Origin of the sequence: Streptomyces muensis (genome assembly GCF_021474425.1) — a bacterium.
Classification (GTDB): Bacteria; Actinomycetota; Actinomycetes; order Streptomycetales; family Streptomycetaceae; genus Streptomyces; species Streptomyces muensis.
Window position 1 is genome coordinate 43893 of the sequence record NZ_JAKEIP010000029.1, and the last position, 14034, is coordinate 57926.

The following is a 14034-nucleotide window of genomic DNA, read 5'->3' on the forward strand; positions in this document are numbered from 1 at the left end:
GGCAAACACGTTTGTCAATGCCGCACCGCTCGGGCGACTGTCTATGCGGAGGTGGTCACCATGACCGAGAAGCACACCGAGCAGTACGAGGTCGTAGTCGTCGGAGGCGGCGCGGCCGGCCTGTCCGCCGCCCTGGTCCTGGGCCGAGCCCGGCGCCGCACCCTGGTGATCGACGCGGGCGAACCACGCAACGCGCCCGCCGCCCACATGCAGGGCTATCTGTCCCGGGACGGCATGCCGCCCGCCGAGTTCCTGGCCGTCGGACGCGAGGAGATCGCGCGGTACGGAGTCGACCTGGTCCGGGACCGGGCGGTGGACGTCGAGCGCGGGGACGACTTCGCGCTCACCCTGGCCGACGGCCGGCACGTGCACGCCCGACGTCTGGTCATCGCCACCGGCCTCAAGGACGAGCTGCCGGACGTCCCCGGCGTCGCCGAGCGCTTCGGCAGGGACGTCCTTCACTGCCCGTACTGCCACGGCTGGGAGGTCCGCGACCAGGCCTTCGGCGTGCTCGCGACGACTGTGCTGAGCGTGCACCAGGCGCTGATGGTGTCGCAGTGGTCGAAGGACGTGACCTTCTTCCTGCACGAGATCGCCGAGTCGGACCTCTCGGACGACGACGTGCGCAGGCTCGCGGCGGCGGGCGTGAAGGTGGTGCCGGGTGCGGTGGCCGGGCCGGTGATCGAGGACGACCGGCTCACGGGAGTACGGCTCGCTGACGGCACGACGCACGCACGCGAAGTCCTGTTCGTCGCACCCCGCGCGATCCCGCAGACCGACCTGCTGGAGAGGCTCGGAGCCGATTTCCAAGAGACCCCATTCGGCTCGTACCCGGTGGTGGACCCGACGGGGCTTACCTCGGTGCCGGGCGTCTGGGCAGTGGGCAATGCGATGGGCTTCTCAGAGCAGGTCGTCAACGCGGCAGCGGGCGGCTACCGGGCCGGAGCCTTCATCAACGGAGAGCTACTCCTCGCCGACCTGGATGCAACGCCCTGAAGGGGCGCGGGGCTGTATCGATATGCGGCTCCGCCGCGTGGGCGCGACCAGCCACAACGCGCCAGCAGACAAAACACAACCCATCATGACTAGATGCTGCTGACCCGACTGGCCCAGGTATCCCAGGAGATCGCCGCCACCTCGGCCCGCTCCCGGAAGACCGCCCTGCTGGCGGAGCTCTTCCGGGACGCCGAGCCCGACGACGTCCCGATCGTCATCCCCTACCTGGCGGGACGCCTCCCGCAGGGCCGCCTCGGCATCGGCTGGAAGGTGCTGAGCCTCCCGGTCCCCCCGGCCACCGAGCCCACCCTCACCGTGGCCGAGGTGGACGCCCGGCTCACGGAGCTGGGCAAGGTGTCCGGCACGGGTTCGCAGGCCGAACGGGCCCGCCTGGTGGCCGAGTTGATGGGCGCGGCCACGGACGACGAGCAGCGCTTCCTGTTCGGGCTGATCACCGGCGAGGTACGGCAGGGCGCCCTGGACGCGGTGGCGGTGGAGGGCCTGGCCCAGGCGACCGGGGCGCCGCCCGCGGACGTACGCCGCGCGGTGATGCTCGCCGGGTCGCTCCAGACGGTGGCCGAGGCCCTGCTCGCCGAGGGTCCAGGCGCCCTCACCCGCTTCCGGCTCACCGTCGGCCGCCCGGTCCTGCCGATGCTGGCGCACAGCGCCTCGTCGGTGGCGGAGGCGGTCGAGAAGCTCGACGCCTGCGCGGTCGAGGAGAAACTGGACGGCATCCGCGTCCAGCTGCACCGCGACGGCGACACCGTACGGATCTACACCCGCACCCTGGACGACATCACCGACCGCCTCCCCGAACTCACCGCCATGGCCATGGAGTTGAGGGGCGAGCGCTTCATCCTGGACGGCGAGGTCATCGCCTTCGACGCCGCGGGCCGCCCCCGTTCCTTCCAGGAGACCGCCGGCCGCGTCGGCTCCCGGGTGGACGTGGCGACGGCGGCGAAGGAGGTCCCCGTCTCCCCCGTCTTCTTCGACGCCCTGTCCGTCGACGGCCACGACCTGCTCGACCTGCCCTTCGCCGAACGGCACGCGGAGCTGGCCCGGCTGGTCCCCGAGCCGATGCGGGTGCGCCGCACGCTGGTGTCCGGCCCCGACGACCTCACGGCGGCCGAGGACTTCCTCGCCGAGACCCTGGAGCGCGGCCACGAGGGCGTGGTCGTCAAGGCCCTCGACGCCCCCTACAGCGCGGGCCGCCGGGGCGCCTCCTGGCTGAAGGTCAAACCCGTCCACACCCTCGACCTGGTGGTGCTGGCCGCCGAATGGGGCCACGGCCGCAGGACCGGCAAGCTCTCCAACCTGCACCTCGGGGCGCGCACGGCGGACGGCGGCTTCGCGATGCTCGGCAAGACCTTCAAGGGGATGACCGACGCGCTGCTGACCTGGCAGACCGAGCGGCTCCAGGAGCTGGCCGTGGAGACCAAGGGCTGGGGCGTGACCGTACGCCCCGAACTCGTCGTCGAGATCGCCTACGACGGTCTCCAGCGCTCCACCCGCTACCCGGCCGGCGTCACGCTCCGCTTCGCGCGCGTCGTCCGCTACCGCGAGGACAAGCGGCCGGAGGAGGCCGACACGGTCGAGACGCTGCTCGCCGCCCACCCCGAGGTGAGGCCATGACCGCGACAGAGGTGACGCCGTGACGTCGTCCACGTCCAAGGGAAAGCACAGCGCCGGTCTGCTCCTCTTCCGCTGCACCGAAGACGGTCTGGAAGTGCTGCTCGGCCACATGGGCGGCCCGTTCTTCGCCAAGAAGGACGCCGGGGCGTGGACGGTCCCCAAGGGCGAGTACGAGCCCGACGAGCCCGCCTGGGAGGCGGCCCGCCGTGAGTTCCGGGAGGAGCTGGGGCTGGCGCCGCCCGACGGGGAGGCCGTACCGCTCGGCGAGGTGAGACAGGCCGGCGGCAAGACCGTCACAGTGTGGGCGGTCGAGGCCGACCTCGACCCGGCGACGGTCGTCCCCGGCACGTTCACCATGGAGTGGCCGCCGCGCTCGGGGCGGACCCAGGAGTTCCCCGAGCTGGACCGGGTGGAGTGGCTGGGCGTCGAGCGGGCGCGCGAGGTGATCGTCAAGGCCCAGGCCACGTTTCTCGACCGGCTGGCGGAGCACTCGGCCTGAGCGGCCGTACACGCGTTGCGGTAGCCACCGCCGCGCGGGAAGGTCGAAGCATCAGCCCGCTCCCAGGAGGTCGGTCATGCCCATCGCGACGGTGAACCCGGCGAACGGCGAGACGCTCAAGACGTACGAGGCCATGGGTGCCGAGGAGATCGAGCGCAGGCTCCAGCTCGCCGAGGCCACGTTCCGCACCTACCGGACGACCGGGTTCGTCGACCGGGCTCGTCTGCTGCTCCAGGCGGCGACTCTCCTGGAAGAGGACCAGCAGGACGTGGCCCGGATGATGACGACCGAGATGGGCAAGCCCATCAAGCAGGCCCGTGCCGAGGTCGCCAAGTGCGCCAAGGCGATGCGCTGGTACGCCGACCGGGCCGAGGAACTGCTCGCCGACGAGGAGCCGCCCGACGCGGACGTGAAGGACTCGGGCGCGTCGCGGGTGCGGGTGCGCTATCGCCCGCTCGGGCCGATCCTCGCGGTGATGCCGTGGAACTTCCCCCTCTGGCAGGTGATCCGCTTCGCCGCCCCGGCGCTGATGGCCGGCAACGTCGGCCTCCTCAAGCACGCCTCGAACGTCCCTCAGACCGCGCTCTACCTGGAGGACCTGTTCCACCGCGCGGGCTACACCGAGGGCTGCTTCCAGACCCTGCTCATCGGCTCCGGACAGGTCGACGAGGTCCTGCGCGACGAGCGCGTCAAGGCGGCCACCCTGACCGGCAGCGAGCCGGCCGGCCGTGCGGTCGCCTCCACCGCCGGGGAGATGATCAAGAAGACGGTGCTGGAGCTGGGCGGCAGCGACCCGTACGTCGTCATGCCGTCGGCCGACCTCGACCGGGCCGCGCAGGTCGCGGTGACCGCGCGCGTGCAGAACACCGGGCAGTCGTGCATCGCCGCCAAGCGGTTCATCGTGCACACGGAGGTCTACGACGCCTTCGCCGAACGGTTCGTCGCGGGCATGAAGGCACTGACGGTCGGCGACCCGATGCTGGACGACACGGACGTCGGCCCGCTCTCCAGCGAACAGGGCCGGACGGACCTGGAGGAACTGGTCGACGACGCCAAGCGGGCCGGCGCGACCGTCCTGTGCGGCGGCCACGAGCTGCGTCGGCCCGAACTGCCCGGCTGGTACTACCCGCCCACCGTGCTCGCCGACATCACCCGCGAGATGCGCATCCACCGCGAGGAGGCCTTCGGACCGGTCGCCACGCTGTACCGGGCGGGTGACCTGGACGAGGCGGTGCTCATCGCGAACGACTCGCTGTTCGGACTGAGTTCGAACGTCTGGACGCGGGACGAGGGGGAGGTCGACCGGTTCGTACGGGACCTGGAAGCCGGAAGTGTGTACGTCAACGGGATGACGGCGTCCCATCCGGCGTTCCCGTTTGGCGGAGTAAAGCGGTCCGGATACGGGCGTGAGCTGTCCGGGCACGGAATCCGCGAGTTCTGCAACATCACTACGGTTTGGCAGGGTGCGTGAGCGCTGCGCGACTACGATCCCGGGTGTGAACCGCGAAGTTACTCTGCCGCTGATCGTCGACGACCGCGGGACCCTGCAGGTGGCTGCCGCCGATGTGAGCAAGCTGCTGCGGACCGTGGGTGGTCGGTGGCTGCACCTTGTCGAGGCCGGGGAGGACGGGCTCGACGAGGACACGGTGGCGGCGCTGACCATCGAGCTGGCGAAGCTCGCGGATCGGATCGACGTGGCGTGCATTGCTCATAGCAGCGGGAGTGCGCCGTAGGGGTTCGGTTCGCTGCCGGGTGCGGGTCGTGTGTGGCTAGTCGCGCAGTTCCCCGCGCCCCTGGGGGGTTCGTCCGCTCAGCGTTGACCAGAACTGGTTCTCGTAGGACTGGAGCAAGCGGCCGTACTCGTGCCCTCGGGACTCGTCCGGTTTCCCCTCCTCCAGGGCCGCCTGCGCCTGTCGATCCAATTCGGGGGACGGTTCCGCGAAGAAGTCGAAGAAGGCGCAGGCCTCGTCGGTGAAGCCGTAGTGGCGGCGCAGCGCCTCGGCGATCGTCGCGCAGTAGCCGCCCCAGGCGGCGAAGTTGACTGTCAGGGCGAGAACCGCCTCCGGCGGCGATGCGTTCAGGGCAAGCCAGGCCACGTACGCGGGGTAGGCCTGGCAGCCCGGGAGGGGTTCGTAGGCGGCTGCCCGCGCCTCCGTCACCCCGCACGCCGTCGCGAACGCCCCCAGACGCTCCCCCGCCAGCACCTCGCCCTCGGCCAGCAGGGTGAAGAAGGCGGCGGATTCCGGGGCGTCGGGGGTAGCGCGTCGGGCGAGATGGAGGAAGGCCCGGCGGTCGGCCGGGATGACCCAGCTCTGTTCCAGGGCGAGGGCGGCGAGAGTGGTGGTGCGGTCCGCCTCTCCACTGGCGATCAGCGGTACGAGAGGGTTCTCCGTCATCGCCGTGTCCTCCATAGACTCGGATGCCGCCAACGCCCCAGGGGCGGGGGCTGCAGCAATTTGCGGCTCCGCCGCGTGGGCGCGACCAGCCACGAACCACCCGCGGCCCGCGTCGCGCAGCAGCCCCCACGGCGCTTACCGAATCGACATACCCGACAACGTCCGCGCGATCACCAGCCGCTGAATCTCACTCGTCCCCTCGAAGATCGTGTAGATCGCGCTGTCCCGGTGCATCCGCTCCACCGGGTACTCCCGCGTGTACCCGTTGCCGCCGAGGATCTGTATCGCCTGCGCCGTGACCTTCTTCGCCGTCTCGCTCGCGAACAGCTTCGACATCGACCCCTCGGCCGCCGTGAACGGCTTGCCGTTGATCGCCATCCAGGAAGCACGCCAGACCAGCAGCCGCGCGGCGTCGATCTGCGTGCGCATCTCGGCCAGCTGGAAGGCCACGCCCTGGTTGTCGATGATGGGCCGCCCGAACTGCTCACGCGTCATCGCGTAGTCGAGAGCGACCTCGTACGCGGCACGGGCCGTCCCCACGGCCATCGCACCGACCGCCGGCCGCGAGGCCTCGAACGTGGCCATCGCCGCGTTCTTCACGCGCTCGCCGCCACCCGCCGCCTTGGCCCGCTCACGCGCCCGCGCGAGGCGCTCGTCCAGCTTCTCCTTGCCGCCCAGCAGGCAGGAGCCGGGCACGCGCACGTTGTCCAGGATGACCTCGGCGGTGTGCGAGGCGCGGATGCCGTGCTTCTTGAACTTCTGGCCCTGGGCCAGGCCCGGCGTGTTCGGCGGGATGATGAAGGACGCGTGCCCCTTGGAGCCGAGCTCGGGGTCGACGACCGCGACGACCACGTGGACGTTGGCGATGCCGCCGTTGGTCGCCCAGGTCTTCGTGCCGTTGATCACCCACTCGTCCTTGGCCTCGTCGTACACGGCACGGGTGCGCATGGAGGCCACGTCGGAGCCGGCGTCGGGCTCGGAGGAGCAGAACGCGGCGAGCTTGACATCGTTTGCGTCGCCGTACATCTGAGGCACCCAGGTGCCGATCTGCTCCTCGGTGCCGTTGGCGAGGACGCCCACGGCGGCGAGGCCGGTGCCGACGATCGACAGGGCGATGCCCGCGTCGCCCCAGAACAGTTCCTCCATCGCCATCGGTATGCCGAGGCCGGTCTGGTCGAAATACTGCTGGGCGTAGAAGTCGAGCGAGTAGATGCCGACCTTCGCGGCCTCCTGGATGACCGGCCAGGGAGTCTCCTCACGCTCGTCCCATTCGGCGGCCGCGGGGCGGATCACATCGGCCGCGAAGCCGTGCAGCCAGTCCCGGACCTCCTTCTGTTCGTCGTTGAGCTCCATGGTGAACTCGGCCATGTCCCCTCCAGCGGCGGTACGTGCGTGTTACTAGCGGTAACCCTAGTTTGTTACCGGCTAGTAGGTAAAGTCAACTGCCGATGACTCGTCGACAGCCCATTCGATGGATGGAGCATGTTGAGTGTTAGTTTGCGCAGGCGTCATCGATTCACCACGGGTGGGGAGAGCTCATGGACACCACGCAGCGGACCGAGCAGCAGCGGTCCGCCGACCGCCGTCGGCGCGAGCTGCTGGAAGCCGCCGACCGGGTGGTGCTGCGCGACGGCCCACAGGCCTCGATGAACGCCATCGCCGCGGAGGCGGGCATCACCAAGCCGATTCTGTACCGGCACTTCGGCGACAAGAGCGGACTTTACGCGGCGTTGGCCAAGCGGCACACGGATGCGCTGCTGGACTCGTTGCGGGCCGCGCTGGACGCTCCCGCGGACCGGCGTGAGCGGGTCGAGGCCACGTTGGACACCTACCTCGCGGCGATCGAGGCCCGGCCTCAGGTGTATCGGTTCCTGATGCATCCGACCGAGGGGGGTCAGACGGCGGATCAGGGGTTCGACGTCGGCAAGCACTCGATGCCGTTGCTCCGCAGGATGGGCGAGGAGTTGGCGACCGTCATCGAGGAGCGGCTGGATCTCGGGCCGGGGAGTCAGCAGCTGGCCCGGGTGTGGGGGCACGGGATAGTCGGGATGATGCATGCCGCGGGTGACTGGTGGCTGGGGGAACGGCCTTGTTCGCGGGCGGAGTTGGTACGGAGTTTGGCCGACCTGTTGTGGGGTCGGCTTGCGGCCGCGGGGGACAAAATGGGGGGTCCGGGGTTCTGACGGTTGTTTGCCATGTATCGGCCGGTGGGGGCTGGTCGCGCCCACGCGGCGGAGCCGCAAATTGACACAGCCCCGCGCCCCTAGGTGGGCATCCCCGGCCGGCGCCAGGAGGCTCGGCCCGCTTGGCGCATCAAGCGTCTGTGGCGCCAACCCGTCACGCGGTCCGCGTAGACCGTCCCCTCCAAGTGATCGCACTCGTGCTGCAAGCAGCGTGCGAAGAAGCCGGTGCCGTGGATCGTCAGCGGCTCCCCCGTCATCGTGAAACCCTCCACCACCGCGTGGTCGTACCGCTCCGTCCCCGCCTCCAGGCCCGGCAGGGACAGGCAGCCCTCCGGGCCGCGGATCACCACCCCGTCCGTCTCCACCAGGCGGGGATTGACCACGTGCCCGAGATGACGTACGTCCTCGTCGTCGGGACAGTCGTAGACGAACACCCGGAGGGCTTCCCCCACCTGGTTCGCGGCGAGGCCCACCCCCTGGGCCGCGTACATCGTCGCGAACAAGTCCTCCACCAGGGTCGCCAGTTCGGGGCCGAAGTCGGTGACCTGGTCGCAGGGTGCGTGGAGCACCGGGTCGCCGAGCAGGGTGAGGGGACGGACGCGCCCGTGCGCGCCCGGAATGGAGGCGTTCCGCATGGCGGCAAGGGTACGGCGATTCGGGAGTGCGAATGGATCTCGATAGGCTGACCACCACCACGTTGCCGTAGGGCTTCAGGCGCGGCGCGTACGCAAGGAGGATCGAGAACTGATGGCAGGCAACTCGGACCCGCTGACGCCGCGGGCCAAGCTCGCCGTGACCGCGGGCAAGGCGGTCGCGGCGGCATCTCGCGCCGCGGGGCGCGGCAGCGGTTCGGTGATCGGCGGCCGGGTGGCGCTCAAGCTCGACCCCGACCTCCTCGCCAGGCTCGCGCAGAACCTGGACGTGGTCCTCGTGTCCGCGACCAACGGCAAGACCACCACGACCCGGCTCATCGCGGAGGCGCTGCGGGCCGCCGGTCCTGTCGTGTCCAACGCGCTCGGCGCCAACATGCCGGCCGGTATCACCTCGGCGCTCGCCGGCAGCTCGGAGGCGCGCTACGGCGTCATCGAGGTCGACGAGAAGTACCTCGCCGGGGTCGCGCGGGACACCGACCCCAAGTGCATCGCGCTGCTCAACCTCTCCCGCGACCAGCTGGACCGCGCCGCCGAGACCCGGATGCTCGCCGAGAACTGGCGTGAGGGGCTGGCGGGCAGCAAGGCCGTCATCGTCGCCAACGCCGACGACCCGCTGGTCGTGTGGGCGGCGTCCTCGTCGCCCAACGTGATCTGGGTCGCCGCCGGGCAGATGTGGAAGGACGACGCCTGGTCCTGCCCGTCGTGCGGCGGTGTGATGCAGCGGCCGGGCGACGACTGGTTCTGCGGTGAGTGCGGGTTCCGGCGGCCCACGCCGAGCTGGGCGCTGTCCGGTGACCACGTCCTCGACCCGCACGGGTCGGCCTGGCCCATTCACCTTCAGCTGCCCGGGCGGGCCAACAAGGCCAACGCCGCCTCGTCGGCCGCCGTGGCCGCCGTTTTCGGGGTGCCACCGCAGGTCGCACTGGAGCGGATGTACCAGGTGCAGGCCGTCGCGGGACGCTATGACGTCGTGCAGTTCGAGGGGCGGGACCTGCGGCTGCTGCTCGCCAAGAACCCGGCCGGCTGGCTGGAGACGTTCTCCCTGATCGACCCGCCGCCGACCCCGGTGATCCTCTCCGTGAACGCGCGCGGCGCCGACGGCACCGACACCTCCTGGCTGTGGGACGTCGACTACACGCGGCTGACCGGGCACCCGATCTGTGTCATCGGCGACCGCAAGCTCGACCTCGCGGTGCGTCTGGAGGTCGCGAACCAGCAGTTCCAGGTGTGCGAGAACCTCGACCAGGCGGTGCAGCTGTGCCCGCCGGGCCGGATCGAGGTCATCGCCAACTACACCGCGTTCCAGGACCTGCGCCGCCGCGTCGGCAACTGAGCCAAGAGACTTCAGGGGACTTAAGTGAGCGACAACCAACTGCGGGTCGTCTGGATCTACCCGGACCTGCTCAGCACCTACGGCGACCAGGGCAACGTCCTGGTCGTGGAGCGCCGTGCGCGGCAGCGCGGCCTCGACGTGGCCCGTCTCGACGTGCGCAGCGACCAGCCGATCCCGACGTCCGGCGACATCTATCTCATCGGCGGCGGCGAGGACCGTCCGCAGCGCCTCGCGGCCGAGCGGCTGCGCCGGGACGGGGGTCTGCACCGGGCCGTCGAGAACGGCGCGATCGTGTTCTCGGTGTGTGCGGGCTACCAGATCCTCGGGCACGAGTTCATCAACGACCTCGGTCAGCGTGAGCCCGGTCTCGGGCTGATCGACGTGGTGTCCGTACGGGGTGAGGGCGAGCGGTGTGTGGGGGACGTCCTCGGGGACATCGACCCGCGGCTCGGCCTGCCCCCGCTGACCGGCTTCGAGAACCACCAGGGCGTCACCCACCTCGGCCCCACCGCCCGCCCCTTCGCCCAGGTCCGCCTCGGCAACGGCAACGGCACCGGTGACGGCACCGAGGGGGCGTACAACGACACGGTCTTCGGTACGTACATGCACGGTCCGGTGCTGGCCCGCAACCCGCTGATCGCCGATCTGCTGCTGAAGCTGGCGCTCGATGTGAACGCGCTGCCGCCGACCGACGACCGCTGGTACGAGGCACTGCGCAGCGAGCGGATCGCGGCCGCGCAGCAGCCCGCGTGAGCGCTGTCGCGCAGCCCGTCTGACGGCCCGTCCGCACAGGTGAGCGGGGTCGTCCAGCAGGCGGACGCACGGTTCGGCCCCGCCCCCTGATGCCGCTAGGGTGGCGGGGATTCGAGCCGGACAACGTGGTCCGGTCCCGGCCCACGTTGAGAAGGTATTCCGGGCTATGCGCATTGGTGTCCTCACGTCCGGCGGCGACTGCCCCGGCCTGAACGCCGTCATCCGGTCCGTCGTGCACCGCGCCGTCGTCGACCACGGCGACGAGGTCATCGGCTTCCGGGACGGCTGGAAGGGCCTCCTGGAGTGCGACTACCTCAAGCTCGACCTCGACGCGGTGGGCGGCATCCTCGCCCGCGGCGGCACCATCCTCGGTTCCTCCCGGGTCCAGCCCTCCCATCTGCGCGACGGCGTCGAGCGGGCCAAGGGCCATGTCGCGGAGCTCGGTCTCGACGCGATCATCCCGATCGGCGGCGAGGGCACGCTCAAGGCGGCCCGGCTGATGTCGGACAGCGGGCTGCCCGTCGTGGGTGTGCCGAAGACCATCGACAACGACATCGCGGTCACGGACGTCACCTTCGGCTTCGACACGGCCGTGGGTGTGGCCACCGAGGCCCTGGACCGGCTCAAGACCACCGCCGAGTCCCACCAGCGGGTCCTGGTCGTCGAGGTCATGGGTCGCCACACCGGCTGGATCGCGCTGCACTCCGGCATGGCGGCCGGCGCGCACGCCATCGTCGTACCGGAACGGCCCTTCGACATCGAGGAGTTGGCTCGTCGGGTCGGCGAGCGGTTCGACGCGGGCAAGCGCTTCGCGATCGTCGTGGCGGCCGAGGGCGCCAAGCCGCGGCCCGGCTCCATGGAGTTCGACGAGGGCGGCAAGGACATCTACGGGCACGAGCGCTTCGCCGGGATCGCGCGCCAGCTGTCGATCGAGCTGGAGCAGCGGCTCGGCAAGGAGGCGCGGCCGGTGATCCTGGGCCATGTGCAGCGGGGCGGTACGCCTACCGCGTACGACAGGGTGCTGGCGACCCGTTTCGGCTGGCATGCGGTGGAGGCCGTGCACCGGGGCGAGTTCGGTCACATGACGGCGCTGCGGGGGACGGACATCGTGATGGTGCCGCTCGCGGAGGCCGTGGAGACGTTGAAGACGGTCCCGGCGGACCGGTACGAAGAGGCGGAGTGCGTGCTTTAGAGGCCTCGCCGTAGGAGGTTCTCCTTCATTGCCGGCTGCGGGTGGTCTGTGGTTGATCGCGCAGTTCCCCGCGCCCCTGGGTCGGCTGTCCCACCCCCGGTCACAGATGTGGCCGGGGGTGGTTCTAGTCTGGGGCGGACAGACTTGCACAACCCCCACGAAACAGGAGCCGGCGGATGGATCACAGCGGGCACGGCATGACCATGGATCTGCCGCCGTTCACGCTGGGGCGGGGTCTTCAGTGGTCGGCCGACCCGTTCTTCCTCGTCGCCTGCCTGGTGGCGCTCGCGCTGTACGCCTGGGGGGTCGTGCGGCTGCGGCGGCGTGGGGACGCCTGGCCCGTGGGACGTACGGTCTCGTATGTCGTCGGGGTGCTGACCGTGATGCTCGTCATGTGCACCGGGCTGAACGACTACGGCATGGTCATGTTCAGCGTGCACATGGTGCAGCACATGGTGATCAGCATGCTGTCGCCGATCCTGATCCTGCTCGGTGCCCCGATCACGCTGGCGCTGCGGGCCATGCCGCCTGCGGGACGCGGGCGCAAGGGGCCGCGGGAGCTGCTGCTGGCCCTGCTGCACAGCCGGTACATGCGGATCATCACGCATCCGGCGTTCACGATCCCGCTGTTCATCGCCAGCCTCTACGCGCTGTACTTCACTCCGCTCTTCGACTTCCTGATGGGCTCCAAGACGGGGCACATCGCGATGATGGTGCACTTCCTCGCGGTGGGTGTGGTGTTCTTCTGGCCGATCATCGGCGTGGACCCGGGGCCGCACCGGCCGGGCTATCTGATGCGGATGCTGGAGCTGTTCGCGGGAATGCCGTTCCACGCGTTCTTCGGGATCGCGTTGATGATGGCGTCGGAGCCGATGGTCGAGACGTTCAAGAACCCGCCCGGCTCGCTCGGCATCGAGGCGCTCTCCGACCAGAACGCGGCCGGCGGTATCGCCTGGGCGTTCAGTGAGATCCCGTCCGTGCTGGTGCTGATCGCCCTGCTGTTCCAGTGGTACCGCTCGGAGCAGCGACAGGCCCGCCGCAAGGACCGGGCCGCCGACCGGGACGGCGACAAGGAACTCGAGGCGTACAACGCCTATTTGGCCTCATTGAACGCACGCGGAAACTGAGGAAACCGAGAGGCTTCGCCTTTCAGTAGCATGAAGCGCGTCGGGGGAACCGCACCGGGGGGAGCGGTATATGGCGCTTCGTGTTTTCGTACGCAGGTTCGCCGTCCTGTGGGTCTTCTTACTCGCGTTGAGCGGGTGCGACCGGGACGCGCCTTTGTCCGTGGTGAAGGCGGTCGCCGCGGGAGTTCCTTCGCTCGCGCCCTTCTTCGACGAGGACGAGGGGCTCGGCCGTGACGATGCGCGGGTCGTCGCGGCGCGGGGCGCGCACGGTGGTCTTCAGCAGGGGGACACGCCGGGCCTGTACGGGGGGTCCGAGCAGCCGGCGATCTGCGATGTCGCACGGTTGAAGGGGTTCCTCACCGATCCCGCCAATGAACGCAAGGCACGGGCGTGGGCAACCGCGCTCTCCCTTTCCACTGACGCGATTCCGGGATATCTGGAACGCCTCACACCTGTTCTCCTGCGTCACGACACTCTCGTGCGGAATCACGACTACAAGAAGGGGAACGCCGTCCCCTTCGACGCGTTGCTTCAGTCGGGAATCGCGATTCTCGTCGATGATCAGGGGCTTCCCGCCGTGAAGTGCTCGTGCGGAAATCCGTTGCGTCCTTTCGAAGGTGACACGACGCGGATAAAGGTCGAGTTCGACGACCGCAACGAGGAGTGGAAGGGGTACGAGAAGTCGTCCGTGGTGGCCGTGCGGCCCGCGCCCCGGAAAGTGGAACGGCTCGCCCTCGTCGACGTCCATGAACCGGACCGGGGCATCGGCCGACCCGTGGGGACGGCCGGCGAGGACGACACCGCGTTCGACACCCGTGAGCGGCGTGCCGTGCCCGACCTCGCCGGGGCGACGTTCGGGCAGGCGAGCCGGCGGCTGGCCGACCAGGGGCTGGCCGTCGCCCTCGACGGCGGAGGGCTGCCGTCGGACGACGCCCGGGTGACGGCCTCGAATCCACCGGCCGGGACCGAGCTGCGGTTCGGGGAGTACGTGACGCTGAGCGTGTCCGGCGACAGCTCCGGTGGGGCGGTGCCCACTCCCCCGGTCTCGACGCCCACGCCGACGCCTACGCCGACATCGACACCTTCACCCACACCCACACCCACGCCGACACCGACACCGACCAAGTCGTCGCCGTCTTCGTCGTCCTCACCCCCTTCGTCGTCGCCGTCCACGAGCGGTTCCCCGTCCACGGGAACGTCCTCCGCTCCCCGCCCGTCGGCCAAGCCCTCCGCGTCCAGCACACCGCCCCCGCCGTCGTCCCCCACCGGC

Annotated in this window: 14 protein-coding genes; 11 read left to right on the forward strand and 3 right to left on the reverse strand. The window is 70.1% G+C overall.

Annotated elements, in window-relative coordinates:
• Window positions 1–60 precede the first annotated feature (60 nt).
• The 5 genes from L0P92_RS10970 to L0P92_RS10990 all read left to right on the forward strand — a co-directional run bounded on the left by L0P92_RS10970 (window position 61) and on the right by L0P92_RS10990 (window position 4860).
• Window positions 61–996, forward strand: a complete 936-nt coding sequence (locus tag L0P92_RS10970; protein WP_234762356.1) for an NAD(P)/FAD-dependent oxidoreductase — start codon at window positions 61–63, stop codon at window positions 994–996.
• 93 nt (window positions 997–1089) lie between these two features.
• Window positions 1090–2628 carry an ATP-dependent DNA ligase gene (locus L0P92_RS10975; RefSeq protein WP_234762357.1) on the forward strand — a complete coding sequence of 513 codons (1539 nt, stop codon included), beginning with the start codon at window positions 1090–1092 and terminating at the stop codon, window positions 2626–2628.
• 19 nt (window positions 2629–2647) lie between these two features.
• Window positions 2648–3127: an NUDIX hydrolase gene (locus L0P92_RS10980; RefSeq protein ID WP_234762358.1), complete on the forward strand. Its 480-nt coding sequence runs from the start codon at window positions 2648–2650 to the stop codon at window positions 3125–3127.
• Between the two features lie 76 nt (window positions 3128–3203).
• A complete protein-coding gene (locus L0P92_RS10985; protein ID WP_234762359.1) occupies window positions 3204–4598 on the forward strand; it encodes an NADP-dependent succinic semialdehyde dehydrogenase in 1395 nt (464 codons plus the stop codon).
• A gap of 25 nt (window positions 4599–4623) precedes the next feature.
• Entirely contained in the window at window positions 4624–4860 is a 237-nt protein-coding gene (locus L0P92_RS10990) for a DUF6213 family protein (protein ID WP_234762360.1), read from the forward strand.
• Window positions 4861–4896: 36 nt separating this feature from the next.
• Here L0P92_RS10990 and L0P92_RS10995 read toward each other — a convergent pair whose 3' ends face one another.
• Window positions 4897–5523 (reverse strand): thiaminase II/PqqC family protein, encoded by a 627-nt coding sequence (locus tag L0P92_RS10995; protein ID WP_234762361.1) that lies wholly within the window; start codon window positions 5521–5523, stop codon window positions 4897–4899.
• Window positions 5524–5658: 135 nt separating this feature from the next.
• On the reverse strand, window positions 5659–6891 hold the full coding sequence (locus tag L0P92_RS11000; RefSeq protein ID WP_234762362.1) for an acyl-CoA dehydrogenase family protein: 1233 nt from the start codon (window positions 6889–6891) through the stop codon (window positions 5659–5661).
• 170 nt (window positions 6892–7061) lie between these two features.
• On the opposite strand from L0P92_RS11000, the gene L0P92_RS11005 reads away from it, so the two are divergent.
• Window positions 7062–7706, forward strand: coding sequence for a TetR/AcrR family transcriptional regulator (locus L0P92_RS11005; RefSeq protein ID WP_234762363.1), 645 nt, complete (start codon window positions 7062–7064; stop codon window positions 7704–7706).
• 80 nt (window positions 7707–7786) lie between these two features.
• On the opposite strand, the gene def is transcribed toward L0P92_RS11005, so the two are convergent.
• Window positions 7787–8341 (reverse strand): peptide deformylase, encoded by a 555-nt coding sequence (def, locus tag L0P92_RS11010; RefSeq protein ID WP_234762364.1) that lies wholly within the window; start codon window positions 8339–8341, stop codon window positions 7787–7789.
• A gap of 112 nt (window positions 8342–8453) precedes the next feature.
• Between def and L0P92_RS11015 the strand changes: the two genes are divergently transcribed.
• The 5 genes from L0P92_RS11015 to L0P92_RS11035 form a co-directional block, all read left to right on the forward strand.
• A complete protein-coding gene (locus tag L0P92_RS11015; RefSeq protein ID WP_234762365.1) occupies window positions 8454–9692 on the forward strand; it encodes a MurT ligase domain-containing protein in 1239 nt (412 codons plus the stop codon).
• A gap of 24 nt (window positions 9693–9716) precedes the next feature.
• Window positions 9717–10445, forward strand: a complete 729-nt coding sequence (locus L0P92_RS11020; protein ID WP_234762366.1) for a type 1 glutamine amidotransferase — start codon at window positions 9717–9719, stop codon at window positions 10443–10445.
• A gap of 166 nt (window positions 10446–10611) precedes the next feature.
• On the forward strand, window positions 10612–11637 hold the full coding sequence (locus L0P92_RS11025; protein ID WP_234762367.1) for a 6-phosphofructokinase: 1026 nt from the start codon (window positions 10612–10614) through the stop codon (window positions 11635–11637).
• A gap of 176 nt (window positions 11638–11813) precedes the next feature.
• Window positions 11814–12764, forward strand: coding sequence for a cytochrome c oxidase assembly protein (locus L0P92_RS11030; RefSeq protein ID WP_234762368.1), 951 nt, complete (start codon window positions 11814–11816; stop codon window positions 12762–12764).
• Window positions 12765–12834: 70 nt separating this feature from the next.
• Window positions 12835–14034 (forward strand): PASTA domain-containing protein (locus tag L0P92_RS11035; protein WP_234762369.1); only part of this gene is annotated, 1200 nt, incomplete at its 3' end.

Excerpts from the sequence above, each read along its gene's own strand:
- L0P92_RS10970 (WP_234762356.1), top strand. The coding sequence starts at position 61 with ATGACCGAGAAGCACACCGAGCAGTACGAGGTCGTAGTCGTCGGAGGC.
- L0P92_RS11005 (WP_234762363.1), top strand. The coding sequence starts at position 7,062 with ATGGACACCACGCAGCGGACCGAGCAGCAGCGGTCCGCCGACCGCCGT.
- L0P92_RS10985 (WP_234762359.1), top strand. The coding sequence starts at position 3,204 with ATGCCCATCGCGACGGTGAACCCGGCGAACGGCGAGACGCTCAAGACG.
- L0P92_RS10975 (WP_234762357.1), top strand. The coding sequence starts at position 1,090 with ATGCTGCTGACCCGACTGGCCCAGGTATCCCAGGAGATCGCCGCCACC.
- L0P92_RS11015 (WP_234762365.1), top strand. The coding sequence starts at position 8,454 with ATGGCAGGCAACTCGGACCCGCTGACGCCGCGGGCCAAGCTCGCCGTG.
- def (WP_234762364.1), bottom strand. The coding sequence starts at position 8,341 with ATGCGGAACGCCTCCATTCCGGGCGCGCACGGGCGCGTCCGTCCCCTC.
- L0P92_RS10995 (WP_234762361.1), bottom strand. The coding sequence starts at position 5,523 with ATGACGGAGAACCCTCTCGTACCGCTGATCGCCAGTGGAGAGGCGGAC.
- L0P92_RS11000 (WP_234762362.1), bottom strand. The coding sequence starts at position 6,891 with ATGGCCGAGTTCACCATGGAGCTCAACGACGAACAGAAGGAGGTCCGG.
- L0P92_RS11025 (WP_234762367.1), top strand. The coding sequence starts at position 10,612 with ATGCGCATTGGTGTCCTCACGTCCGGCGGCGACTGCCCCGGCCTGAAC.
- L0P92_RS11030 (WP_234762368.1), top strand. The coding sequence starts at position 11,814 with ATGGATCACAGCGGGCACGGCATGACCATGGATCTGCCGCCGTTCACG.